27 protein-coding genes are annotated in these 25,336 nt (G+C 51.1%); 13 read left to right on the top strand and 14 right to left on the bottom strand.

The window, feature by feature from the left end; translation table 11 throughout:
• Nucleotides 1–16 precede the first annotated feature (16 nt).
• The 5 genes from mcbA to ybiJ all read left to right on the top strand — a co-directional run bounded on the left by mcbA (nt 17) and on the right by ybiJ (nt 4,408).
• Nucleotides 17–277, top strand: coding sequence for a DUF1471 family periplasmic protein McbA (gene mcbA / locus K0335_RS15055; RefSeq protein ID WP_024256498.1), 261 nt, complete (start codon nt 17–19; stop codon nt 275–277).
• A gap of 264 nt (nt 278–541) precedes the next feature.
• A complete protein-coding gene (locus tag K0335_RS15050; RefSeq protein WP_219393898.1) occupies nt 542–2,824 on the top strand; it encodes a catecholate siderophore receptor Fiu in 2,283 nt (760 codons plus the stop codon).
• Nucleotides 2,825–2,865: 41 nt separating this feature from the next.
• On the top strand, nt 2,866–3,543 hold the full coding sequence (ybiX, locus tag K0335_RS15045) for a PKHD-type hydroxylase YbiX (RefSeq protein WP_000990168.1): 678 nt from the start codon (nt 2,866–2,868) through the stop codon (nt 3,541–3,543).
• A 73-nt stretch (nt 3,544–3,616) separates the two neighbouring features.
• Complete coding sequence (gene ybiI / locus K0335_RS15040; RefSeq protein ID WP_219393896.1) at nt 3,617–3,865, top strand: C4-type zinc finger protein YbiI; 249 nt, start codon at nt 3,617–3,619, stop codon at nt 3,863–3,865.
• Nucleotides 3,866–4,147: 282 nt separating this feature from the next.
• Entirely contained in the window at nt 4,148–4,408 is a 261-nt protein-coding gene (gene ybiJ / locus K0335_RS15035; RefSeq protein ID WP_000849301.1) for a DUF1471 family protein YbiJ, read from the top strand.
• 13 nt (nt 4,409–4,421) lie between these two features.
• Here the strand turns inward: ybiJ and ybiE are convergent, their stop codons facing one another.
• From ybiE to rhlE, 5 genes are all read right to left on the bottom strand, one after another.
• Nucleotides 4,422–4,481: a protein YbiE gene (ybiE, locus tag K0335_RS15030; RefSeq protein WP_213089466.1), complete on the bottom strand. Its 60-nt coding sequence runs from the start codon at nt 4,479–4,481 to the stop codon at nt 4,422–4,424.
• 67 nt (nt 4,482–4,548) lie between these two features.
• Entirely contained in the window at nt 4,549–5,634 is a 1,086-nt protein-coding gene (gene hcxB, locus K0335_RS15025) for a hydroxycarboxylate dehydrogenase HcXB (RefSeq protein WP_000443504.1), read from the bottom strand.
• 140 nt (nt 5,635–5,774) lie between these two features.
• Nucleotides 5,775–6,737: a DNA-binding protein YbiB gene (gene ybiB, locus K0335_RS15020; protein ID WP_160194141.1), complete on the bottom strand. Its 963-nt coding sequence runs from the start codon at nt 6,735–6,737 to the stop codon at nt 5,775–5,777.
• A gap of 27 nt (nt 6,738–6,764) precedes the next feature.
• Entirely contained in the window at nt 6,765–8,915 is a 2,151-nt protein-coding gene (gene dinG / locus K0335_RS15015) for an ATP-dependent DNA helicase DinG (RefSeq protein WP_104919403.1), read from the bottom strand.
• Nucleotides 8,916–9,124: 209 nt separating this feature from the next.
• Nucleotides 9,125–10,486, bottom strand: coding sequence for an ATP-dependent RNA helicase RhlE (gene rhlE, locus K0335_RS15010; protein WP_104919402.1), 1,362 nt, complete (start codon nt 10,484–10,486; stop codon nt 9,125–9,127).
• A 228-nt stretch (nt 10,487–10,714) separates the two neighbouring features.
• Here rhlE and cecR point away from each other — a divergent pair, with 228 nt between their 5' ends.
• From cecR to K0335_RS14985, 5 genes are read left to right on the top strand one after another with little or no spacing between them, the layout of a single operon-like run.
• Nucleotides 10,715–11,386 carry a DNA-binding transcriptional regulator CecR gene (cecR, locus tag K0335_RS15005; protein WP_104919480.1) on the top strand — a complete coding sequence of 224 codons (672 nt, stop codon included), beginning with the start codon at nt 10,715–10,717 and terminating at the stop codon, nt 11,384–11,386.
• Nucleotides 11,387–11,388: 2 nt separating this feature from the next.
• Nucleotides 11,389–12,384: a secretion protein HlyD gene (gene hlyD, locus K0335_RS15000; RefSeq protein ID WP_141095956.1), complete on the top strand. Its 996-nt coding sequence runs from the start codon at nt 11,389–11,391 to the stop codon at nt 12,382–12,384.
• Nucleotides 12,377–14,113 (top strand): ATP-binding cassette domain-containing protein, encoded by a 1,737-nt coding sequence (locus tag K0335_RS14995; protein WP_104919400.1) that lies wholly within the window; start codon nt 12,377–12,379, stop codon nt 14,111–14,113. The genes hlyD and K0335_RS14995 overlap by 8 nt, the downstream gene beginning before the upstream one ends.
• Entirely contained in the window at nt 14,106–15,239 is a 1,134-nt protein-coding gene (locus K0335_RS14990) for an ABC transporter permease (RefSeq protein ID WP_000070131.1), read from the top strand. The genes K0335_RS14995 and K0335_RS14990 overlap by 8 nt, the downstream gene beginning before the upstream one ends.
• Before the next feature lie 10 nt (nt 15,240–15,249).
• Nucleotides 15,250–16,356: an ABC transporter permease gene (locus K0335_RS14985; protein ID WP_000469031.1), complete on the top strand. Its 1,107-nt coding sequence runs from the start codon at nt 15,250–15,252 to the stop codon at nt 16,354–16,356.
• Here the strand turns inward: K0335_RS14985 and K0335_RS14980 are convergent.
• Complete coding sequence (locus K0335_RS14980) at nt 16,318–16,728, bottom strand: YbhQ family protein (protein WP_000871982.1); 411 nt, start codon at nt 16,726–16,728, stop codon at nt 16,318–16,320. The two genes, K0335_RS14985 and K0335_RS14980, sit on opposite strands and share 39 nt — an antisense overlap.
• 132 nt (nt 16,729–16,860) lie before the next feature.
• Here K0335_RS14980 and K0335_RS14975 point away from each other — a divergent pair, with 132 nt between their 5' ends.
• The 3 genes from K0335_RS14975 to K0335_RS14965 are packed head-to-tail and all read left to right on the top strand — an operon-like array spanning nt 16,861 to nt 19,816.
• Entirely contained in the window at nt 16,861–17,622 is a 762-nt protein-coding gene (locus tag K0335_RS14975; protein WP_001145121.1) for an endonuclease/exonuclease/phosphatase family protein, read from the top strand.
• Nucleotides 17,619–18,860 (top strand): cardiolipin synthase ClsB, encoded by a 1,242-nt coding sequence (gene clsB / locus K0335_RS14970; RefSeq protein ID WP_104919398.1) that lies wholly within the window; start codon nt 17,619–17,621, stop codon nt 18,858–18,860. The genes K0335_RS14975 and clsB overlap by 4 nt, the downstream gene beginning before the upstream one ends.
• The gene (locus K0335_RS14965; RefSeq protein WP_104919397.1) at nt 18,860–19,816 is read left to right on the top strand and encodes a YbhN family protein; all 957 of its coding nucleotides are present in this window, start codon (nt 18,860–18,862) and stop codon (nt 19,814–19,816) included. Before clsB ends, K0335_RS14965 begins: the two co-directional genes overlap by 1 nt.
• A 3-nt stretch (nt 19,817–19,819) precedes the next feature.
• Here K0335_RS14965 and K0335_RS14960 read toward each other — a convergent pair whose 3' ends face one another.
• The 8 genes from K0335_RS14960 to moaC all read right to left on the bottom strand — a co-directional run bounded on the left by K0335_RS14960 (nt 19,820) and on the right by moaC (nt 25,336).
• Nucleotides 19,820–20,041: a hypothetical protein gene (locus tag K0335_RS14960; protein WP_000471748.1), complete on the bottom strand. Its 222-nt coding sequence runs from the start codon at nt 20,039–20,041 to the stop codon at nt 19,820–19,822.
• Between the two features lie 13 nt (nt 20,042–20,054).
• Complete coding sequence (locus K0335_RS14955; protein ID WP_001177701.1) at nt 20,055–20,411, bottom strand: DUF3969 family protein; 357 nt, start codon at nt 20,409–20,411, stop codon at nt 20,055–20,057.
• 58 nt (nt 20,412–20,469) lie between these two features.
• Nucleotides 20,470–21,183, bottom strand: a complete 714-nt coding sequence (locus K0335_RS14950; RefSeq protein ID WP_104919396.1) for a Bax inhibitor-1/YccA family protein — start codon at nt 21,181–21,183, stop codon at nt 20,470–20,472.
• 198 nt (nt 21,184–21,381) lie between these two features.
• Nucleotides 21,382–23,043, bottom strand: a complete 1,662-nt coding sequence (locus K0335_RS14945) for a phosphoethanolamine transferase (RefSeq protein WP_104919395.1) — start codon at nt 23,041–23,043, stop codon at nt 21,382–21,384.
• Nucleotides 23,044–23,407: 364 nt separating this feature from the next.
• Complete coding sequence (locus tag K0335_RS14940; RefSeq protein WP_046076718.1) at nt 23,408–24,112, bottom strand: Bax inhibitor-1/YccA family protein; 705 nt, start codon at nt 24,110–24,112, stop codon at nt 23,408–23,410.
• 46 nt (nt 24,113–24,158) lie between these two features.
• On the bottom strand, nt 24,159–24,611 hold the full coding sequence (gene moaE / locus K0335_RS14935; RefSeq protein ID WP_104919394.1) for a molybdopterin synthase catalytic subunit MoaE: 453 nt from the start codon (nt 24,609–24,611) through the stop codon (nt 24,159–24,161).
• 1 nt (nt 24,612) lies between these two features.
• Nucleotides 24,613–24,858 (bottom strand): molybdopterin synthase sulfur carrier subunit, encoded by a 246-nt coding sequence (gene moaD, locus K0335_RS14930; RefSeq protein ID WP_000598602.1) that lies wholly within the window; start codon nt 24,856–24,858, stop codon nt 24,613–24,615.
• Entirely contained in the window at nt 24,851–25,336 is a 486-nt protein-coding gene (moaC, locus tag K0335_RS14925; RefSeq protein ID WP_000080885.1) for a cyclic pyranopterin monophosphate synthase MoaC, read from the bottom strand. The genes moaD and moaC overlap by 8 nt, the downstream gene beginning before the upstream one ends.

Below are 25,336 nucleotides of genomic sequence, written 5' to 3'. Positions count from 1 at the left end.
TTATGAGGATGTCATTATGAAAAAGTGCCTCACACTACTGATTGCCACCGTCCTGAGCGGGCTCTCTCTCACGGCTTATGCCGCGCAACCAATGAGTAACCTGGACAGCGGTCAGCTACGGCCTGCCGGTACCGTTTCAGCAACTGGCGCATCAAACCTAAGCGATCTGGAGGATAAACTGGCAGAAAAAGCGCGCGAACAAGGCGCGAAAGGTTATGTCATTAATTCCGCAGGCGGAAATGACCAGATGTTCGGTACTGCAACCATCTACAAATAACCCCACCAACGTAACTGCATTCGCCTCTGGATGCAGTTTTCGCCTATTTTGTAATCAAAAAACATCAAATATGAACTTAATGTAAATAAATGTATTTCTTTTTCGCGCAATGGGTGATAGAAAATCGCGCCAAGTGATAATGCTTATCAAAATTATTATCACTTGCACGAATGCTATCACGGGATTAACAGTGGCATCGCATCCGCAGAGATGCTTTCTCGTGACAGTGAAAATTTCAACATATAAGAAAAAGTCACCTGCAAAATGGAAAACAATCGCAATTTCCCTGCCAGACAATTTCATTCGCTCACGTTCTTTGCCGGTCTTTGTATTGGTATTACGCCTGTGGCACAGGCACTCGCCGCCGAAGGGCAAACTAACGCGGATGACACGCTGGTTGTCGAAGCATCAACGCCTTCGCTTTATGCACCACAACAATCTGCCGATCCGAAATTCTCGCGTCCGGTAGCGGATACGACCCGCACGATGACGGTGATTTCTGAACAAGTGATTAAAGATCAGGGCGCAACCAACCTTACCGATGCGCTCAAAAACGTCCCCGGAGTGGGTGCGTTTTTTGCTGGTGAGAACGGTAACTCCACCACTGGCGACGCCATTTATATGCGCGGTGCCGATACTTCTAACAGTATTTATATTGATGGCATTCGCGATATCGGCAGCGTCTCGCGCGACACCTTCAATACCGAGCAGGTCGAAGTGATTAAAGGGCCGTCAGGCACCGACTACGGGCGCAGCGCGCCGACGGGCTCGATCAATATGATCAGCAAGCAGCCGCGCAATGATTCCGGCATTGACGCCTCCGCGAGTATTGGCAGCGCCTGGTTCCGCCGCGGCACGCTGGACGTCAATCAGGTCATTGGTGATACCACCGCGGTGCGGCTGAATGTGATGGGTGAAAAAACGCACGATGCCGGACGCGACAAAGTTAAAAATGAGCGTTACGGCGTCGCCCCTTCTGTCGCTTTTGGCCTTGGCACAGCGAATCGTTTGTATCTTAATTATCTGCATGTCACCCAGCACAACACGCCAGACGGCGGCATTCCGACCATCCGTTTGCCGGGCTATTCTGCCCCATCTGCGGGAACGGCGGCCCTGAATCATTCCGGAAAAGTTGATACGCATAACTTTTACGGCACGGATTCCGATTACGACGATTCGACCACCGACACCGCTACCATGCGTTTTGAGCACGACATCAACGATAACACCACCATTCGCAATACTACCCGTTGGTCGCGCGTAAAGCAGGATTACCTGATGACGGCGATTATGGGCGGGGCATCGAATATTACCCAGCCCACCAGCGATGTGAATAGCTGGACGTGGTCACGTACGGCGAATACCAAGGATGTGAGTAATAAAATTCTCACCAACCAGACCAACCTGACCTCGACGTTCTATACCGGTTCTATCGGTCATGATGTCAGTACTGGCGTGGAATTTACCCGTGAAACGCAGACTAACTATGGCGTTAATCCGGTCACGTTACCTGCGGTGAATATTTATCATCCTGACAGCAGCATTCATCCTGGCGGCCTGACGCGTAACGGCGCAAACGCCAATGGTCAGACGGATACCTTCGCAATTTATGCCTTCGATACGCTGCAAATCACCCGTGATTTTGAGCTGAACGGCGGGATCCGTCTGGATAATTATCATACTGAATATGACAGTGCCACCGCCTGCGGCGGCAGTGGCCGAGGTGCCGTTACCTGCCCAGCTGGCGTGGCGAAAGGTTCTCCGGTCACCACTGTTGACACCGCCAAGTCTGGCAATCTGGTGAACTGGAAAGCCGGGGCGCTGTATCACCTGACGGAAAACGGCAATGTCTATATTAACTATGCCGTTTCCCAACAGCCGCCGGGCGGCAACAACTTCGCCCTTGCGCAGTCTGGCAGCGGTAACAGTGCCAACCGTACCGATTTTAAACCGCAAAAAGCCAACACCAGCGAGATTGGCACCAAATGGCAGGTTCTGGATAAACGCCTGTTGCTCACCGCCGCGCTGTTCCGTACTGATATCGAAAATGAAGTTGAGCAAAATGACGACGGGACTTACTCGCAATACGGTAAGAAACGCGTCGAAGGCTATGAGATATCCGTAGCCGGGAATATCACTCCCGCGTGGCAGGTGATTGGCGGCTATACCCAGCAAAAAGCAACCATCAAAAACGGCAAAGATGTTGCCCAGGATGGTTCCTCATCGCTGCCGTATACCCCGGAGCACGCCTTTACCTTATGGAGCCAGTATCAGGCAACCGATGATATCTCTGTTGGCGCGGGCGCTCGCTATATCGGCAGTATGCATAAAGGTTCAGACGGCGCGGTGGGAACGCCAGCATTTACCGAGGGTTATTGGGTCGCCGATGCCAAACTGGGGTATCGGGTTAATCGCAATCTCGACTTCCAGCTAAACGTCTACAACCTGTTTGATACCGATTACGTCGCCTCAATCAACAAGAGCGGCTACCGTTATCACCCGGGCGAGCCAAGAACCTTCCTGCTCACGGCCAATATGCATTTCTGATTGAGATGTGGGGCGCAGGCCCCACTTTTTGGAGAACTTGTATGATGTACCACATTCCCGGCGTGTTATCGCCACAGGACGTCGCCCGGTTTCGCGAACAACTGGAACAAGCCGAATGGGTGGATGGACGCGTCACCACCGGCGCACAAGGCGCGCAAGTTAAGAACAATCAACAGGTCGACACCCGCAGTGCGTTATACGCCGCCCTGCAAAATGAGGTGCTGAACGCGGTTAACCAACATGCATTGTTCTTTGCCGCTGCCTTGCCGCGTACCCTTTCCACGCCGCTGTTTAATCGTTATCAGAACAATGAAACCTATGGTTTTCATGTGGATGGCGCGGTACGCAGTCACCCACAAAACGGCTGGATGCGCACTGACCTTTCTGCCACGCTGTTTTTAAGCGATCCAGAAAGCTACGACGGCGGCGAACTGGTCGTTAATGACACCTTCGGACAACATCGGGTAAAACTCCCGGCAGGCGATCTGGTGTTGTACCCTTCCAGCAGCCTGCACTGCGTGACACCCGTAACCCGTGGCGTACGGGTGGCATCATTTATGTGGATCCAGTCGATGATCCGCGATGATAAAAAGCGCGCCATGCTGTTCGAACTGGACACCAATATTCAGTCGCTGAAAAGCCGCCATGGCGAAAGTGAAGAGATCCTGTCGCTGCTCAATCTTTATCATAATCTGCTGCGGGAATGGTCGGAGATCTGACGCTTGAACTGCCCGAGTTCGTCCCTATATTAGCTACACTTAACTGTACAAGCATTGATATGGGGAGGACGATATGGCATCCGGTTGGGCTAACGATGACGCCGTCAACGAACAGATCAACAGTACAATTGAAGATGCGATTGCTCGTGCCCGGGGTGAAATTCCGCGTGGCGAGAGCCTGTATGAATGTGAAGAGTGCGGCGCCCCCATCCCGCAGGCCCGTCGGGAAGCCATTCCTGGCGTGCGCTTATGCATTCACTGCCAACAGGAGAAAGATTTACAAAAACCAGCTTATACAGGATATAATCGCAGAGGTTCGTAAGACAGCCAGTTACGTTAACTGTAACTGGCGGGATGTTTAGTGAGTGTAATTTGTATTTTGCGTGGCATTCCGTGCCTTTAACGCTGCCGTGAGCACCACGCGGTACAAAACGGATTCATAAATACAACAAATAAATGGTTTATCAGTATGTTAGAAATCAATCAATTTATTTGAACAAGGCGGTCAATTCTATTCGATTTTATCTCTCGTAAAAAAACGTGATACTCATCACATCGACGAAACAACGTCACTTATACAAAAATCACCTGCGAGAGATTAATTATGAAAACTATCAATACTGTTGTTGCTGCTATGGCTCTTTCAACTTTGTCATTTGGCGTGTTCGCGGCGGAACCGGTAACGGCATCCCAGGCACAGAACATGAATAAAATCGGCGTGGTTTCTGCCGATGGTGCATCCACCCTCGATGCCCTGGAAGCGAAACTGGCTGAGAAAGCTGCGGCAGCTGGGGCGAGTGGATACAGCATCACTTCTGCCACCAACAACAATAAATTAAGCGGTACTGCGGTAATTTATAAGTAATTCGTAAGCCGGATCAGGCGTTGACGCTACGTCCAGCAAAAGTATTTCCCTGTCTGTTTGCCGACAGACGCATATGCTCTAACCCTCATTGATCCTATGTTACCCTTGTTTGCCCGTCCGTCACTGGACGGGCTTTTTTTTTAGCTGGCTAACTGCTGACAGAAAGCCTGCAACGTCTCTTCCGGCATACCAATCTGCCGCGCCGCATCGCAAATGGCCTGCCAGCTTCCCGCGTCCAGTGGAATCCCCAACTCCTGCCGTTCGCAACGCGTGTTCACTTCCCACTCGCCCGGTAGCAAAATCGGCTTATCGTCATCATGCGGCGAGGCTTTCACCCACTCGGCAAAGGCTTCGGTCTGCGCACTACAATCCGGCGCGCCGAACAGTTCCGGGTTGATAATGATAGTGGTCATGCAGTTAATAATGGCATCGGGACTGGTTTGTAACGTTTCCTGATGCGTCGTTTTACCGCCGGAAAGCGCCCCGCCAAGAATTTCACACATCGCCGCGAGGGCGTAGCCTTTATGTTCGGCAAAGGTCAACAACGAACCCAACGGCGACTCCTGCATTACCGCCGGATTTGTCGTCGGTACGCCGTTAACGTCAATCAGACAGCCTGGCGGCACGGGTACGCCTTTATGCCAGGCGACGCGAGTTTTACCAAATGCGATGGCGCTGGTGGCGTAATCGAGCAACAGCGGGAAATTATCTTTACGTGGGAAAACCACACAGAACGGGTTGGTGCCAAAGCGGCTGTCGCGGCCGTGGAACGGCGCGACCATTGGAATACCCACCACGCTAACAAAGTGGATAGAGACAAACCCCGCCGCCGCGCACTGTTCTGCCCAGTAACCAATACGACCGATGTGATGCGAGTTATGCAGCGCCACGGCGGCTATGCCGTGCTGATGCGCTTTCTCAATCCCCAGCGCCATCGCTTCGTGTGCTGCTACCTGACCAAATGCGCGATCGCCATCGAGCGTGACCGCCGCCCCCGCCTCTTTAACGATTTTGGCATGGTGGTTAATTTGCAGATGCCCCTGACTCCAGGAGCGCACATAGCTTGGGATCATGCCAATACCATGTGAATCATGCCCTGCCAGGTTTGCCGCGATTAAATGATCGGCGACTAATTTCGCTTCCTGTTCCTCGCTACCCATCTGACGAAATACAGCCTGAATAAAACTGTGCAGCGTCTGAGCATCAAAGCGATGACCACTTTCCATGATTAACTCCTGTTTATGTTATGTGTTTGTTGTTTTTTTATGCTGCACGCCGGGCGCGGGAAGGTCAATAAAGATGCAGGAATTTCATATTGTTGTGGGGTAAAGGCCGGATGACATTGTTCATCCGGCTGAGAAAAGAATTAAAATGCCTGATGAACGCGCGCCAGGCCATCGCTAATAGTTGCCGCCTCACCTGTTGCCACCAGGCAGCAAGCCATCTGGATTTTCAGCGATTCGGGAATCGGCTCGCTGCCAGCCAGGCAACGCTCAATCCACTGCGCCGTGGTTTCCGGGTCTTTTGCTTGTGGCAGTCGCTCGCTGCCAGCAGTGTCCTGTTTTTCATACAGCACCCGCATCCCTTCGCGGTCAATGAGATTGATCTGCGGGCAGCGCTGCGGATTAGCATACACTTCACCTTCAGTACCATGCATTAGTAGCGCTCGCCCGCCGATATCGCTAAAGAACTTCGCGACGCGTCCAATGTATTCCGGATGCGAAACGCTGGAAAGACGCAGCGCCTCACCTTCGGCAAATGGTGTTGCCAGTTTCGCCAGGGTATGCGCACTGTTACGCACGCCCATCCGCCAGCGCATCGCCAGTTGTTTTTCCAGCGGCGGGCAAAACGCGCCGACTGGCATAAACACCGGTTGATGTTCGTCGAGCTTCGCCTGCGCCTGCCCGCCGTGCAACGTTGGCGTAATACCCATCAGTTCGAAAATGGTTTCTGTCAGCACGCGAGTTGGATCTTCGCTAACCCCGTGAACCACCACAGGAAAACCGAGTTTGTGCAGCAGAATCGCCAACAACGGCGTCAGGTTGGCCTGTTTACGCGCGCCGTTGTAACTGGGGATGACTATCGGCATCGGCTTGCTAACAGGCGGCGTCAGTTTGATGGTGTGATTTTGCATGGCTTCGTAAAAGCCGAGCATCTCTGCTTCCCCTTCCCCTTTGATACGCAGCGCAATCAATACGCCGCCCAACTCAAGGTCAGGGACTTCACCATTGAGCATATGGGCATACAGACCGCGCGCAGTATCCCGGTCTAAATCGCGCGCGTGGTTTTTCCCGCGCCCGATCTCTTTAATGATTTTGCGATAGTCCATTTACGACTCCTTACCTGACTCACATCATTAACGCCGCCGACGGCGTGGGGATTTCGTTTTTTCTTTCTTTTTAACTATACCTTCAGGGACTTCCGGTTGCTCTATCGGAAATACCGGTAATGCATCCAGTAGTCGCTTGCCATAATTTTTGGTCAGCAAGCGTTTGTCGTAAATCACCACTTCGCCCCAGCAACCGTGGCTTCGAATCAGTCGCCCAACCTGCTGAATCAGGTTAAACGAGGCGCTCGGCAGGCTTTGTACTTCAAACGGATAGCGGTTGAGGCTTTTCAGCCATTCACCTTCGGTGATCACCACCGGGCTGTCGATGGGCGGAAAAGCGATTTTGTGGATATGCACCTGGCTTAACAGATCACCTTTCAAATCAAGCCCTTCGGCAAATGACTGTAAACCCACCAGCACGCTGCGCTCACCGTTGGCAACGCGTTTGCGGTGCAGTTCAACTAAACGGTAACGCGGCTGATCGCCCTGCACCAGCAGCATCAGACGTAAATCCGTCACATAATCGAGAAACCGCTGCATCGCCCGTCCGCTGGCAAACAGTACCAACATACCGAGATGTTTTTTGCTCTCCACCTGCTTACGGAAAAAGGCCGCCATCTCGGCAATGTGCTGCTCTTCATTGTCGATGGAAGGCTCAAAGCGCATCCGGGGAATAACAATTTTGCCCTGTTCGCAGTGGTTAAAGGGCGAATCCAGCGCCACAAAGCGGTCACCCGCTTTCTCTTTCAGCCCGCTCATCTCCTGCAAACGCGAAAAACTGTTCAGCGAACGCAAGGTTGCGGAGGTAACAATAATGTGCGGAATACTGCGCCACAGCAGCCTTTCCAGTTGGTCGCTAACACGAATACCCACACAGTGAAACCACAGATGTAGCTGCCCTTCGCGTTCCTCCCGCGTCGCCCATTTGGTCACCGGCGCACCGGAAGATTGCGCCAGAGAAGCCAGCCGCCAGAGTTTGCTTTGCACCTCGAACATCCCCAACGCGCGGTTCATCTGCAAAATCAACCGATGCAGGCGTACAATGTCGTGACTGCCGGTTTTCTCGCTTAAATCGTTAAGAAATAACTCCGCCAGACCACGAAGCATCTCGGTGAGCTTTGCCAGCCGCTGACAGATTTCCAGCACTTCCTCAGGCAGTTCCCCCATCGCAAAACGGTGCTCTGCCTCCTGCCCGGCAGGCATGTAGAGATTGAGAATGTTGTTTAACGAGGCGATAAGCTCATACAGCTCTTCACAATGCGCATTCAAACGTTCAGGGATCGCCAGCGGTGGGATGGTCTTCGGGCGAAACTGCTCCATGCAGGTAGCGACCAGCTTCGTGAACAAGTCCAGCTGTAGCCGATACCACGGCGCGGTGATTTCGGCGCTCATCTCCAGCGCATCCCGCGCCACATCCGGCAGGTGATGACCTTCGTCCAGCACCAGCAGTAAATTTTTCGGGTCAGGCAATACGGCTTCGCTTTCCATCGCCGCCATCACCAGCGCATGGTTTGCCACCACCACTTCCGCTTCCTGAATTTCCCGACGAGCGACAAAAAACGGGCATTCGCGATAGTAGTAACAGTTGCGGTTGAGACAGCTGGCTTTGTCGGTACTCAAACGACGCCAGAGATCGTCATCTATAGCGATATCCGTATGATCGCGCAGGCCATCCCATTTATAAGTGTCGAGATCGCCCTTCAGCTTCGCACAACGTTTTTGCTCTTCCTGATTGTTCGGCGTCAGTTCGTCGTCAAGAAACGCCAGCAGATCCTGTTGCGTGGGTTCAGTGCTGGCGAGCGCCGTCAGATTACGCGGGCAAACATAGCGCCCACGCCCGAAAGCGGCGGTAAATTTAAGATCGGGAATGATCTTTTTCAGCAGCGGTAAATCTTTGCTGTAGATCTGATCCTGCAACGCCACGTTGGCGGTACTCACCACCAGCGTTTTTTGCTCTTCGCGGGCAATGGCGATACCGGGGATCAAATAGGAGAGCGTTTTCCCAACGCCGGTGGGTGCTTCAATCGCCAGATGCCGCCCTTCTTCTCCGGCCAGCGTTTTGGCGACGTCCGCAATCATCTGCCGCTGCGGCGCACGGGGAATAAAGTCGGGGATCTGTTCCTGAAGCGCCTTATACCAGGCGGCAATTTGCGCTTTAAGCGCGGCGGTTAATGCCATGAGAAAACCTGAAATACTGTATAAACAGCCAATATTGTGGCATTTTTCGGTTTTCAGGGGTAATGGTTTTTCTGTTTCTGGAAAGAGGCTCGCAAAGACGTTTTCCGGATGTGGGGTTTTCCTCTCATCCATTCAGGGAAAGGGGAACAGGCCAGGATTTTTGGGTCTTTGTCATCTGTTTTATGCCGGGCATAGCCCGGCATAAAAGATTACTGCGCAGCGGCAGGTTTACGCGGACGGCGGCGACGTTGTTGTTCGCCTGCCGGTTTGGCATCGCCGAGACGACGAGACGGTTTTTCTGCGGGCTTCGCGTTACCAGACTTCGTACCACTTTCCGTACGGCGTGGTTGCTGTTGACCGCGACCACCGCCTTGTCCACGACCGCCGCCACGTTGCTGGCGACCGTTCTGTATCGGTTCGGCCTTGATTGACGGGTCCGGCTCATAACCCGGAATCGCAATGCGTGGAATCTCTTTTTTCAGCAGTTTTTCGATATCACGCAGAAGTTTGTGTTCATCCACACACACCAGCGATAACGCTTCACCAGTTGCCGCTGCACGACCGGTACGCCCGATACGGTGGACGTAATCTTCCGGTACGTTTGGCAGTTCATAGTTGACGACGTGCGGCAACTCTTCGATATCCAGACCGCGCGCAGCGATGTCAGTTGCCACCAGTACACGAATATCGCCCGATTTAAAATCGGCCAGCGCACGAGTACGCGCACCTTGCGATTTATTACCGTGGATCGCCGCACTACGGATGCCATCTTTATTGAGCTGTTCAGCGAGATGGTTAGCGCCATGTTTGGTACGGGTAAACACCAGCACCTGCTGCCAGTTCCCTTTCCCAATCATGTGCGACAGCAATTCGCGTTTGCGTTTCTTATCAACAAAGTGAACGTGCTGGGTCACCTGATCAGACGCGGTATTGCGGCGTGCCACTTCGATTTCCAGCGGGTTGTGCAGCAGTTTTTCCGCCAGGGCTTTAATATCGTCAGAGAAGGTCGCGGAGAACAACAGGTTCTGGCGCTTCGCTGGCAGCTTAGTCAACACACGACGGATATCGTGGATAAAGCCCATGTCGAGCATGCGGTCAGCTTCATCGAGGACCAGGATTTCTATCTGGTCCAGCTTCACTGCATTCTGATGTTCCAGGTCCAGCAGACGTCCCGGCGTTGCCACCAGCACATCAACGCCGCCACGCAGCTTCATCATCTGCGGGTTAATGCTCACACCGCCAAATACGACCAGCGAACGAATGTTCAGGTATTTGCTGTAATCACGGACGTTTTCGCCAATCTGTGCAGCCAGTTCACGGGTTGGGGTAAGAATGAGCGCACGGACCGGACGACGCCCTTTGGCGTGCGGCTGGCGGGTAATCAAATGTTGCAACAGGGGCAGCGTAAAGCCTGCCGTTTTGCCGGTGCCAGTCTGGGCACTGGCCATCAGGTCGCGGCCTTCCAGCACCGCTGGGATCGCCTGCTGCTGAATAGGGGTGGGTTCACGGTAACCTTGCTCGGCAACGGCGCGCAAGATATCAGGGCTTAACCCCAAAGAATCGAAAGACATAACTACTCCGAACCGCCCCGACCGTTACCGGTGTAGTTTTCAGGGAGATACTGAAAAGGAAAATGACAAAAACCACAATGTCATGAGGGGGCGGAGTGTAGCAGTTTTTGTGACACAGCGCATAAATTATCCCTGTGACTGGCATAGCTAAAATTCTTAGCCATACTGGACAACTCCAGGATGGAGACATAATCTTAATCAATCATTTGATTAAGAATGGACTGTGCGATGAATAATCCTGCCATGACAATCAAGGGTGAACAGGCGAAAAAACAGCTGATTGCTGCCGGACTGGCGCAGTTTGGTGAATATGGAATGAACGCCACCACCCGCGAGATAGCCGCCCAGGCCGGGCAGAATATCGCTGCCATCACCTATTACTTCGGTTCGAAAGAAGATTTGTACCTCGCCTGCGCCCAGTGGATTGCCGATTTTATTGGCGAGCAGTTCCGTCCGCATGCCGAGGAAGCCGAACGCTTGTTCGCCCAACCACAGCCTGATCGGGCTGCCATCCGTGAACTGATCCTTCGCGCCTGCAGGAACATGATTAAGCTGCTCACCCAGGATGACACCGTCAACCTCAGCAAGTTTATCTCCCGTGAGCAACTCTCTCCTACGGCAGCATACCACCTGGTGCATGAACAGGTGATTAGCCCGCTACACAGCCACCTTACACGCCTGATTGCCGCCTGGACCGGCTGCGACGCCAACGACACCCGCATGATCCTCCATACCCATGCGTTGATTGGCGAGATTCTGGCGTTTCGTCTTGGCAAAGAAACTATTTTGTTACGTACCGGCTGGACCGCGTTCGATGAAGAAAAGACCGAACTGATCAACCAGACGGTGACCTGTCATATCGACCTGATTTTGCAAGGATTATCGCAAAGGAGTTTGTAGTGATGAAAAAACCTGTCGTGATCGGACTGGCGGTAGTGGTACTTGCCGCCGTGGTTGCCGGAGGCTACTGGTGGTATCAAAGTCGCCAGGATAACGGCCTGACGTTATATGGCAACGTGGATATTCGCACCGTGAATCTTAGCTTCCGTGTTGGGGGGCGCGTTGAGTCGCTGACCGTGGACGAAGGTGATGCGATTAAAGCGGGCCAGGTGTTGGGCGAACTGGATCATAAGCCGTATGAAATTGCCCTGATGCAGGCAAAAGCGGGCGTCTCGGTGGCACAGGCGCAGTATGACCTGATGCTTGCCGGGTATCGCGATGAAGAAATCGCTCAGGCCGCCGCAGCCGTAAAACAGGCGCAGGCCGCATATGACTATGCGCAGAACTTCTACAACCGCCAGCAAGGGTTGTGGAAAAGTCGCACTATTTCGGCAAACGACCTGGAAAATGCCCGCTCCTCGCGCGACCAGGCGCAGGCAACGCTGAAATCAGCACAGGATAAATTGCGTCAGTATCGCTCCGGTAATCGTGAACAGGACATCGCCCAGGCGAAAGCCAGTCTCGAACAGGCGCAGGCGCAACTGGCGCAGGCGGAGCTGAATTTACAGGACTCAACGTTAATAGCACCGTCTGATGGCACGCTGTTAACCCGCGCGGTAGAGCCGGGTACGGTGCTCAATGAAGGTGGCACGGTGTTTACCGTTTCACTAACGCGTCCGGTGTGGGTGCGCGCTTATGTTGATGAACGTAATCTCGACCAGGCTCAGCCGGGACGCAAAGTGCTGCTTTATACCGACGGTCGCCCGGACAAACCGTATCACGGGCAGATTGGTTTCGTTTCGCCTACCGCTGAATTTACCCCGAAAACTGTCGAAACGCCGGATCTGCGTACCGACCTCGTCTATCGCCTGCGTATTGTGGTGACCGACGCCGATGATGCCTTACGCCAGGGAATGCCGGTGACGGTGCAATTCGGTAACGAGGCAGGACATGAATGATGCCGTTATCACGCTGAACGGCCTGGAAAAACGCTTTCCGGGCATGGACAAGCCCGCCGTCGCGCCGCTCGACTGTACCATTCATGCTGGTTATGTAACGGGGCTGGTGGGGCCGGATGGCGCAGGCAAAACCACGCTGATGCGCATGCTGGCGGGATTACTGAAACCCGACAGCGGCAGCGCCACGGTAATTGGCTTTGATCCGATCAAAAACGACGGCGCGCTGCACGCCGTTCTCGGCTATATGCCGCAGAAATTCGGCCTGTATGAAGATCTGACGGTGATGGAGAACCTCAATCTGTACGCGGATTTGCGCAGCGTTACTGGTGAGGCGCGGAAGCAGACATTTGCTCGCCTGCTGGAATTTACATCTCTTGGCCCGTTTACCGGACGCCTGGCGGGCAAGCTCTCCGGCGGGATGAAACAAAAACTTGGCCTGGCCTGTACCCTGGTGGGCGAACCGAAAGTGTTGCTGCTCGATGAACCCGGCGTCGGTGTTGACCCTATCTCACGCCGCGAACTGTGGCAGATGGTGCATGAGCTGGCAGGCGAAGGAATGTTAATTCTCTGGAGCACCTCGTATCTCGACGAAGCCGAACAGTGCCGTGACGTGTTACTGATGAACGAAGGCGAGTTGCTGTATCAGGGAGAACCGACGGCCCTGACGCAAACCATGGCCGGACGTAGCTTTCTGATGACCAGCCCACACGAGGGCAACCGCAAACTACTACAACGCGCCTTGAAACTGCCGCAGGTCAGCGACGGCATGATTCAGGGGAAATCGGTGCGTCTGATCCTCAAAAAAGAGGCCACGCCAGACGATATTCGCCACGCCGACGGGATGCCAGAAATCAACATCAACGAAACTACGCCGCGTTTTGAAGATGCGTTTATTGATTTGCTGGGCGGTGCCGGAACCTCGGAATCGCCGCTGGGCGCAATATTACATACGGTAGAAGGCACACCCGGCGAGACGGTGATCGAAGCGAAAGAACTAACCAAGAAATTTGGTGATTTTGCCGCCACCGATCACGTCAACTTTGCCGTTAAACGCGGGGAGATTTTTGGTTTGCTGGGGCCAAACGGCGCGGGTAAATCAACCACCTTTAAGATGATGTGCGGTTTGCTGGTGCCGACATCCGGCCAGGCGCTGGTGCTGGGGATGGATCTGAAAGAGAGTTCTGGCAAAGCGCGCCAGCATCTCGGCTATATGGCGCAAAAGTTTTCGCTCTATGGCAACCTGACGGTTGAACAGAATTTACGCTTTTTTTCTGGTGTGTATGGCTTACGCGGGCGGGCGCAGAACGAAAAAATCGCCCGTATGAGCGAGGCGTTTGGCCTGAAAAGTATCGCCTCCCACGCGACCGATGAACTGCCCTTAGGTTTTAAACAGCGGCTGGCGCTGGCTTGTTCGCTGATGCATGAACCGGACATTCTGTTTCTCGACGAACCGACTTCCGGCGTTGATCCCCTCACCCGCCGCGAATTTTGGCTGCATATCAACAGCATGGTAGAGAAAGGCGTCACGGTAATGGTCACCACCCACTTTATGGATGAAGCAGAATATTGTGACCGCATCGGCCTGGTGTACCGTGGGAAATTAATCGCCAGCGGCACGCCAGATGATTTGAAAGCGCAGTCGGCCAACGACGAGCAACCCGATCCCACAATGGAGCAGGCCTTTATTCAGTTGATCCACGACTGGGATAAGGAGCATAGCCATGAGTAATCCGATCCTGTCCTGGCGTCGCGTGCGGGCGCTGTGCGTCAAAGAGACGCGGCAGATCGTTCGCGATCCGAGTAGCTGGCTGATTGCAGTGGTGATCCCACTGTTGCTGCTGTTTATATTTGGCTACGGCATTAACCTCGACTCCAGCAAGCTGCGGGTCGGGATTTTGCTGGAACAGCGTAGCGAAGCGGCGCTGGATTTCACCCATACCATGACCGGTTCGCCCTACATCGACGCCACCATCAGCGATAACCGTCAGGAATTGATCGCCAAAATGCAGGCGGGAAAAATTCGTGGCCTGGTGGTGATTCCGGTGGATTTCGCCGAACAGATGGAGCGCGCCAACGCTACCGCGCCGATTCAGGTGATCACCGACGGCAGTGAGCCAAATACCGCTAACTTTGTGCAAGGTTATGTCGAAGGGATCTGGCAGATCTGGCAAATGCAGCGGGCAGAGGACAACGGGCAGACTTTTGAACCGCTTATCGACGTCCAGACTCGCTACTGGTTTAACCCGGCGGCGATTAGCCAGCACTTTATTATCCCCGGTGCGGTGACCATCATCATGACGGTTATCGGCGCGATTCTCACCTCGCTAGTGGTGGCGCGAGAATGGGAACGCGGCACCATGGAGGCGTTACTCTCTACGGAGATAACCCGCACGGAACTGTTGCTGTGTAAGCTGATCCCTTATTACTTCCTTGGGATGCTGGCGATGTTGCTGTGTATGCTGGTGTCGGTGTTTATTCTCGGCGTGCCGTATCGCGGGTCGCTGCTGATTCTGTTTTTTATCTCCAGCCTGTTTTTGCTCAGTACTCTGGGAATGGGACTGCTGATTTCCACAATTACCCGCAACCAGTTCAACGCCGCACAAGTTGCCCTGAACGCCGCTTTTCTGCCATCGATTATGCTTTCCGGCTTTATTTTTCAGATCGACAGTATGCCCGCGGTGATCCGCGCGGTGACGTACATTATTCCCGCACGTTATTTCGTCAGCACCCTGCAAAGCCTGTTCCTCGCCGGGAATATTCCGGTGGTGCTGGTGGTGAACGTGCTGTTTTTGATCGCTTCGGCGGTGATGTTTATCGGCCTGACGTGGCTGAAAACCAAACGTCGGCTGGATTAGGGAGAAGAGCATGTTTCATCGCTTATGGACGTTAATCCGCAAAGAGTTGCAGTCGTTGCTGCGTGAACCGCAAACCCGCGCGATTCTGATTTTACCCGTGCTGATTCAGGTGATTCTTTTCCCGTTCGCCGCCACGCTGGAAGTGACCAACGCCACCATCGCCATCTACGATGAAGATAACGGCGAGCATTCGGTGGAGCTGACCCAGCGTTTTGCCCGTGCCAGCGCCTTTACCCATGTGTTGCTGCTGAAAAGCCCGCAGGAGATCCGCCCAACCATCGACACGCAAAAGGCGTTATTGTTGGTACGTTTCCCGGCTGATTTCTCACGCAAATTGGATACCTTCCAGACCGCGCCATTGCAGTTGATCCTCGACGGGCGCAACTCCAACAGTGCGCAAATTGCCGCCAACTACCTGCAACAGATCGTCAAAAATTATCAGCAGGAGCTGCTGGAAGGAAAACCGAAACCCAACAACAGCGAGCTGGTGGTACGCAACTGGTATAACCCGAATCTCGACTACAAATGGTTTGTGGTGCCGTCGCTGATCGCCATGATCACCACTATCGGCGTAATGATCGTCACGTCACTTTCCGTCGCCCGCGAACGTGAACAGGGTACGCTCGATCAGTTACTGGTTTCGCCCCTCACCACCTGGCAGATATTTATCGGCAAAGCCGTACCTGCGTTAATTGTCGCCACGTTTCAGGCAACCATTGTGCTGGCGATTGGTATCTGGGCGTATCAAATCCCCTTCGCTGGATCGCTGGCGCTATTCTACTTTACGATGGTGATTTACGGTTTATCGCTGGTGGGATTCGGTCTGTTGATTTCGTCGCTCTGTTCAACGCAACAGCAGGCGTTTATCGGCGTGTTTGTCTTTATGATGCCCGCCATTCTCCTTTCCGGTTACGTTTCGCCGGTGGAAAACATGCCAGTATGGCTGCAAAACCTGACGTGGATTAATCCTATTCGCCACTTTACGGACATTACCAAGCAGATTTATTTGAAGGATGCGAGTCTGGATATTGTGTGGAATAGTTTGTGGCCGCTACTGGTGATAACGGCCACGACAGGGTCAGCGGCGTACGCGATGTTTAGACGTAAGGTGATGTAACTTCTTATCTTTCGCCAGCAAAGACACTACCGCCGGGCCGGCAAGGATTGCCAGCCCTGCAATCGCCAGCAAAAAGTTGTTTTCCAGTACGCGGGACAACAGCCACAGCACAATCAGCGCTGCGCCAAAATACCAGGTCGTGGTCAGTTCTTCCAGCACATCTGCCACCTCACGCCAGCGTTGCTCGGGGTGGCGCTGAAACACCAGCATCATCACTACCGTGACACAATACAGTGCGCATAATCCTACGCCAACGTGAACCAGAGTTTTACTCATCCAGCCCACCACCAGCAGCGCCACTACCAGTAAATGCAACATAATCTGCCAGCAACTTAGACCAGTTGCGACACGAACACGTTGTTGCCACTTCATGGCTTCTCTCCTGAAGAATTTATCTCTACATACTCAGAGTACCGAACTTTACGGAAAATTCCGTAAGACCGCACCTTTTTGTGACGCCGACTACACTATTTCAATGAGATAAGAGGCAAAGACAGGAAAATTATGCCCGTTCAAACACAACAATTTTCGTTCAAGGTGCTCACCATCAATATTCACAAAGGCTTTACCGCGTTTAACCGACGCTTCATTTTGCCGGAACTTCGCGACGCCGTGCGTACCGTCAGTGCCGATATTGTTTGCCTGCAAGAAGTGATGGGTGCGCACGAAGTTCATCCGCTGCATGTGGAAAACTGGCCCGATACCTCGCACTACGAGTTTCTCGCCGACACTATGTGGAGCGATTTTGCCTACGGTCGCAATGCCGTATACCCGGAAGGGCATCACGGTAACGCCGTACTGTCGCGCTATCCCATTGAACATTATGAGAATCGTGATGTTTCGGTCGATGGTGCGGAAAAGCGCGGCGTGCTCTACTGCCGTATTGTGCCGCCGATGACCGGGAAAGCGATTCATGTGATGTGCGTACATCTGGGCCTGCGTGAAGCGCACCGTCAGGCGCAGCTTGCGATGCTCGCTGAATGGGTGAATGAGCTGCCGGACGGCGAACCGGTATTAGTGGCGGGTGATTTCAACGACTGGCGGCAAAAAGCTAATCATCCGTTAAAAGTGCAGGCCGGACTGGATGAGATATTTACCCGCGCCCACGGACGCCCGGCGCGCACGTTTCCGGTGCAATTTCCTCTACTACGACTGGACAGGATCTACGTCAAAAATGCCAGCGCCAGCGCGCCAACCGCGTTGCCGCTGCGGACATGGCGACACCTTTCTGATCATGCCCCTTTAAGTGCGGAGATTCATTTATGAAATGTAGCTGGCGTGAAGGCAATAAGATCCAGTTGCTGGAAAACGGCGAGCAATATTATCCCGCGGTGTTTAAAGCAATTGGCGAGGCGCAAGAACGCATCATTCTTGAAACGTTTATCTGGTTTGAGGATGACGTCGGCAAACAGCTGCATGCGGCGCTACTGTCAGCAGCGCAACGCGGGGTAAAAGCGGAAGTCTTGCTGGATGGCTACGGTTCACCGGATCTCAGCGATGAGTTTGTCAATGAACTGACTGCGGCTGGCGTGGTATTTCGTTATTACGATCCCCGCCCTCGCCTGTTCGGTATGCGTACTAATGTATTCCGCCGGATGCATCGCAAAATTGTGGTGGTCGATGCACGTATCGCCTTTATTGGTGGACTGAATTACTCCGCCGAGCATATGTCCAGCTACGGCCCAGAGGCTAAACAGGATTACGCGGTACGTCTGGAAGGACCGATTGTCGAAGATATTCTGCAATTTGAACTGGAAAATTTGCCAGGACAGAGCGCAGCACGACGCTGGTGGCGACGTCATCATAAAGCAGAAGAGAACCGCCAGCCGGGAGAAGCGCAGGTATTATTGGTTTGGCGCGATAACGAAGAACATCGCGATGATATCGAACGTCACTATCTGAAAATGCTCACTCAGGCGCGCCGGGAAGTGATTATCGCCAACGCCTACTTCTTTCCTGGCTATCGATTTTTGCACGCCTTACGTAAAGCGGCACGGCGCGGGGTGCGGATCAAACTGATCATTCAGGGCGAACCGGATATGCCCATTGTCAGAGTCGGCGCGCGTTTACTGTACAACTATCTGGTAAAAGGCGGCGTTCAGGTATTTGAGTACCGCCGCCGCCCGCTACATGGCAAAGTCGCTTTGATGGACGACCACTGGGCGACGGTAGGGTCCAGTAATCTCGATCCGCTCAGTTTGTCGCTGAATCTCGAAGCAAACGTCATCATCCACGATCGTAATTTTAACCAGACGCTACGCGATAATCTGAACGGCATCATCGCCGCCGACTGTCAACAGGTGGATGAATCCATGCTGCCGAAACGCACCTGGTGGAACCTGACCAAAAGCGTGCTGGCATTCCATTTTTTACGCCACTTCCCGGCGCTGGTGGGCTGGCTTCCGGCGCACACGCCGCGTCTGGCGCAAGTTGATCCCCCCGCACAACCGACAATGGAAACGCAGGATCGGGTAGAAACTGAAAATACGGGGATGAAATCCTGATGAGTAAATCACGCCCGCGCTGGCGCTTAGCAAAGAAGATCCTCACCTGGCTGTTTTTTATCGCGGTGATTGTGTTGCTGGTGGTCTACGCCAAAAAAGTGGACTGGGAAGAGGTCTGGAAGGTCATCCGCGACTACAATCGCGTTGCGTTGCTCAGTGCGATTGGGCTGGTGGTCGTCAGCTATCTGATTTACGGTTGCTACGACCTGCTCGCCCGTTTCTACTGCGGTCACAAACTGGCGAAGCGCCAGGTGATGCTGGTGTCGTTTATCTGCTACGCCTTCAACCTGACACTCAGTACCTGGGTCGGCGGCATAGGTATGCGCTATCGTTTGTACTCCCGACTGGGGTTGCCGGGCAGCACTATTACACGAATTTTCTCACTCAGTATTACCACTAACTGGCTGGGCTATATTTTACTGGCGGGGATTATCTTTACCGCAGGCGTGGTGGAACTACCGGATCACTGGTATGTCGATCAAACTACGCTGCGTATTCTCGGCATTGGCTTACTGCTGATTATCGCGGTTTATTTGTGGTTTTGCGCTTTCGCGAAGCACCGCCATATGACCATCAAAGGGCAGAAGCTGGTGCTGCCCTCATGGAAATTCGCCCTCGCCCAGATGCTGATTTCCAGCGTTAACTGGATGGTCATGGGGGCGATTATCTGGCTGTTACTTGGTCAAAGCGTGAACTATTTCTTTGTACTGGGCGTGTTGCTGGTTAGTAGTATTGCTGGCGTCATCGTGCATATTCCGGCGGGAATTGGTGTACTGGAAGCGGTGTTTATCGCGCTACTGGCTGGGGAGCATACCTCCAAAGGCACAATTATCGCCGCCCTGCTCGCTTACCGTGTGCTGTATTACTTTATCCCGCTGCTGCTGGCGCTGATCTGTTACCTGTTGCTGGAAAGCCAGGCGAAGAAGCTACGAGCGAAAAATGAAGCGGCGATGTGAAGTTTAGTTAAGTTCTTTTGGTTTAAGTTCGGGATGCTGTTTATAGATGGGGTTCATGATATCGATTAACATGCGCCCCATAATTTCCCCGACGGCGGAACGATAAATATTAAGCTCAGATTCATCGCAAGCTTGCTGAACATATAATACTGACGCATCTAATTGAGAACCAATATTGAGCATTAATGCGCTGATATCTGCTGCCAGAGTTTTATCTTTGAACATTTTATAAACCTTTTTAATCTCTAAACATAAAAGATACTGCATGTTCCATTTTATTACTCAAAGGATAACTATCTTTTATTGCATATGTAAAATCACTTGTTTTGATTATTAAGTTTTTTATAGCATCATCAAGATACTCAGGAACTAATGATTCAATATTTTCAAGATCACAACCAAGATCAATTATCTCTATTAGCTCTTTATCACAATCATTTTTGTGTAAAAGCCTGGAAATAAAAGGTCTGAAAACTAGTAGTTCAGATTCATCTATAGTTATCGTGCCTTCTTTCAAGGAATGTAACACTCCTGAAAGCAGTATAGCCATAAATTTATCCATATATTTATTATCGATGGTACAAACTAACTGCATGATATTCTCCACTATTGTATTTCAGATACTACATTTCTAAACGTAAGTCGAAAGTGCGTTAAATATGAAACCGCGTATGCCTTTGCCAGACAAGCGTTATCGCTATTGCTGCAAGAATCCCAAAGAAGCCGATAAAATAGTAATAGAGTGTTAATGCACCTGTAACAGCGCAACGAACCGGACTCCACAACTCTTCGCTATGGCATTTTCCTGCCAGTTCAAGGAGCTTATTTCGTCCATGCGAGATAATGCCTGACCATAAAACAATCATTAAGCAACTTATTACCCAAATGGGCCGTTCACTCATTAATGCGGCATTCACGATGATCACCAGGGCCAACCCTGTCAACGTCATCATAATGATAAAACGATGAGAACCAGGATCAACATTAAATAATAAACCGGCCAGCATACTGATTAAAAACATCGCGCCCGCAGTGCTGAACACAAGGATAATGGCAGATACAGGAACTAAACTTGCAACCACAATCGCCACCAAAGAGATTAAAAACAGATATATAACGCCTGAGATGGCAGCATTTATCTTGTTGATATCCTTACTTAAACCATACATACAAAGTAATAATAATCCTATGGCGACATACATTTGCGGTGAATCATATTTTGTTGCCGTAATTTCGAGATAATTAGCTATCCAGGCCAGACCTGCGGTTGCCGCCAAACCGACAGCGGTAATGAGCCATATGGCGTTTAATATTTTCGCCTCACACATGTAATCGAATTTATCATTGTTTTTCGAGTATGATTCCATTCTTTTAGTTGTCCTTAGTGAAAAACTTAAATTACTATTGTGAATGAACCTAAAGTTATTCATACAAAATATTTTTATATTTATGGATGCGAAAAAGGCAACCGCCATGTGGTAAAACGTATTTTATGGTCTGGCACTTGTCTGGTGTATTTTGAATAAGAATCAGGGAGCACCTGACGATGCTCCCCAGACATTAATTTACAGCGGATTAGGACTGGCTTCGCGATAAGGAATCTTTTTCTTCGGTGAGGCAAAGGTATCACGCAGATCTTTATATTCAAAGACTTTAGCTCGACTACCGTCCGTTACAGGGATAGATGTCGCAGGACGATAACATTCAGACAACGGAGAGTTGCACCGTGTTTCGCCAGTGGAAATGCCCAGCCAGTCAAGCATCATTGCATAGTTATTGAGCAACGAATAGTTCTCACGAATATGACCAAGCTTACGCGATTGACTGTTCAATGCCTCAGAACTGTACCAGATAAATTGCGGTACATCGTAGGCTTCTTTACTTGGTGTATCTGCGCCATGCATATAAAGTGACGGAATATCAGGATTTTTTTCCAGGCCATGATCAGAAAAATAAAGCAATGAGGATTTACTACCTTCAAGACGCTTTATGACCTCACCAATAACATAATCAGTGAACAATATAGAGTTGTTGTAGCAATCCTCATATTTATTGCCAGTTTTGAATTTATCTGCCCATTCAGGATAACGCGTACAGGCAATTTCATGACTACCATTGATGTGCAACATGATGAGTTTTTTACCTTTTTCTTTTAAGGCTTCATCAAGATGGGGTAAAAGGGCATCGTCATATTCACCTGTCATCCACTGCGATTTATTGCTGGCACTTCCGATAAGGGTAATGTAGTTATTATGTTTACCCACAACATTCTGTGTACTCAGCCATGTTGTTTGAAAACCAGCTTTATTAGCTAACGTAACAATATTGTTTGATAAATCGGCAGCAGTAAAACTTTCTGTTGATGCCTTACTGAGAATCATTGGAATCGAAGTCACTGTCGCCGCCGCAGGTGAAATAGCGTTATCAAAAATTAGTGCCTGCGGTGCGATTGTATTTTGTACGGGCGTAGTATTCTGTTCGAAACCATACAAGCTCATATTACTGCGACGTGCAGACTCACCAATAATGATTACATAGGTATCAATATCAGTGTCTTTAGTCGTTAACCCCGGTAAATCTATATCAATCTGCTTTAGCTCTTTTGCAAAAGCAATGTCACGGTATGCAACAATAAAATTTGAAGCAACGTAAAATGGTGTAACTTTTAATGCGCGAGCGCTTAAAGGATAATAGCCGCCAAGACCATCTTTCTGCTGTTTTTTCCATTGACTGTAAGTAAACCATGCCAGAAAAATCAATAATATGACCATTGCGGCGTGTTGAATTTTAGAAGAGAGACATTTTGCACCATTGTGTATGGAGAAATATGTCAATAGAAAATAAATGACGCATACCGGCATCCATGAAATATACATACCCGTCATCGATTTAACTTCAGCCCAATGAGTTTCAAGAATACTCATCGCAAATACGATATTGAAATCGCTTTGATATATTTCCCATGTACAAAGCGCAATCATAAAATTAACAGTGAGTAATAATGACACCCCCAGCGCTAAAATTTTCCCCACCAACAGGCGATAACATGCTGTCAGAGATAATATAATTAGCATGTTGCATGCACCAACACGTAATATTACCCGGAGAGGTTGTAAATGATATAAAGGCCAAAGTTGAATCAATGTTGAAGTAAATAATAGCGCTAAAAAAAGATATATTTTTCTCTGCCGTGGATAAACAGACAATGAAGGCAATACAGAAGACATAGAGAATTAATCCATTTTTTTCATGAATGTATGTTCAATGTTCGACATTTTCAATAAAATAACAATGTCGCAACAAAACTTCAGCGAGTTAGTAATTTATTGCATCGGAGTTTGCTAAAAAAAAGACAACCACCTTAACCGATATTAAACCGCCGAATTGTACTCTATTATTCTTCGTTTGCACCAAATTTTTAGAGAAAAGCTATTGTATTTCAATTAAATAGCTGACTGATAATTTAAGCCAGTAAACTCACCAGCGAACATCATTAATGACATTAATAATTGCAAAACAATTAATTAATTGCCGTTATTATACAGATAAAAAATCCCGACTACGGGTCGGGATTCAACGCAAGTAAAATATTCAGCGACGGTTGCCAAATATTCTCAGCAACATTAGGAACAGGTTGATGAAGTCGAGGTAAAGGGTTAATGCCCCCAGGATGGAGTATTTACGCAGGTTGGAGGTATCGCGGGTATCAATCTGCTCACCCATATTTTTTAGTTTCTGAGTGTCATACGCCGTCAATCCAACAAAGACAATCACGCCGATGTAGGTAACTGCCCACATCAACGCTTCGCTTTTCAGCCAGAAGTTCACCAGCGATGCCAGCACAATGCCGATCAACGCCATAAACAACATATTGCCGAAGCCACTTAAATCACGTTTGGTGGTGTAACCGTACAGGCTCATTGCGCCGAACATCCCGGCAGTGACAACAAAAGTGCTGGCAATAGACGCCGCGGTATAAACAATGAAAATACTGGAAAGCGTTAGTCCGGTTAGCGCCGAATAGAGCATAAATAGTGTCGTCGTTACACCCGCACTTAACTTTTGAATCATCGCTGATAACACGATAACTAAAGCTAATTGTGCTATCACCAGGCCTATCAGAAAGACGCGATTGGTGAAAAGTAGCTCCATCAGAGCTGCCGAATTGGCTGCATACCAGGCAACAAAAGCGGTAAGCAGCAGGCCAGCTGTCATCCAGCCATATACCTGCGCCATATAGGTTTGCAGGCCGGAACGCGCCTGCACAATGGAATCGGAACGTGGGAAACGGTCCATGGCATCCTCCTGGTAGAAAGTGATACGTTAAGCGTATCACATTATTCTACCAGCGTTTTGCCGCCTGCTGATCGCTCTCCCGAGCTTCAACCCAGCGGTCGCCTTCCGGCGTGGCTTCGCGCTTCCAGAACGGTGCGCGGGTTTTGAGATAGTCCATAATAAACTGCCCGGCTTCAAACGCACTGCTGCGATGCGCACTGGTGACACCGACAAAAACGATTTCATCGCCCGGCCATAATTCCCCGATGCGGTGAATCACCGTGACGCGCCCCAGCGGCCAGCGGTTACGCGCTTCATCGACAATTTCTGCCAGTGCTTTTTCAGTCATCCCCGGATAGTGTTCGAGGGTTAATGCTTTGACGCTGTCGCCCAGGTTATGGTTGCGCACATTACCGGTAAAGGTGACTACCGCACCGTCTTCGTCACGCTCCGCCAGCCACGGATACTCTTCTCCTACGCTGAACGGCTGCGGGCCGACAACAATTTTGGTTTCTGCCATTTTAGCCTCCGGTTACCGGCGGGAAGAAAGCCACTTCGTCGCCGTCAGTCAGCGGATGGTCAAAACTCACCAGCGTCTGGTTGACGGCAGCAAGCAATTTGCCATCTTCCAGCGCCAGCGCCCAACGATCGCTCTGCGCAGCCAGATGCTGGCGTAACGCTTCCACGGTTGGGAAATCCGCAGCCACTTCGGCTGCATCTGTTCCTACCAACTCGCGCACCTGGGCGAAAAAAAGAACTTTAATCATCCGCTTCCACCTTAAAGTCACCCGACTTGCCACCGCTCTTCGCCAGCAAACGTACCGGACCAATCACCATATCTTTTTGCACCGCTTTACACATGTCATAAATGGTCAGCGCGGCCACGGAGGCCGCCGTTAACGCTTCCATTTCGACGCCGGTTTTCCCGGTCAGGCGGCATAAGGTTTCTATACGCACCCGATTGTGCTCCGGCTCGGCCTGCAAATTGACTTCAACTTTACTGAGCATCAGCGGATGACAAAGCGGGATCAAATCCCATGTGCGTTTTGCTGCCTGAATACCGGCGATACGCGCAGTGGCAAATACGTCACCTTTGTGGTGGCGACCATCAATGATCATCGCCAACGTCTCGCTGCGCATGGTGACAAAGGCTTCGGCGCGCGCTTCACGCACGGTTTCCGCTTTGGCGGAGACATCCACCATGTGCGCTTCGCCAGCGGCGTTGATATGGGTCAGTTGCGACAT

Source organism: Escherichia sp. GZ89, from assembly GCF_019366485.1.
Taxonomy (GTDB): domain Bacteria; phylum Pseudomonadota; class Gammaproteobacteria; order Enterobacterales; family Enterobacteriaceae; genus Escherichia; species Escherichia fergusonii.
Note: the sequence above shows the minus strand (reverse complement) of the source record. Positions and strands in the feature narration are given on the sequence as shown.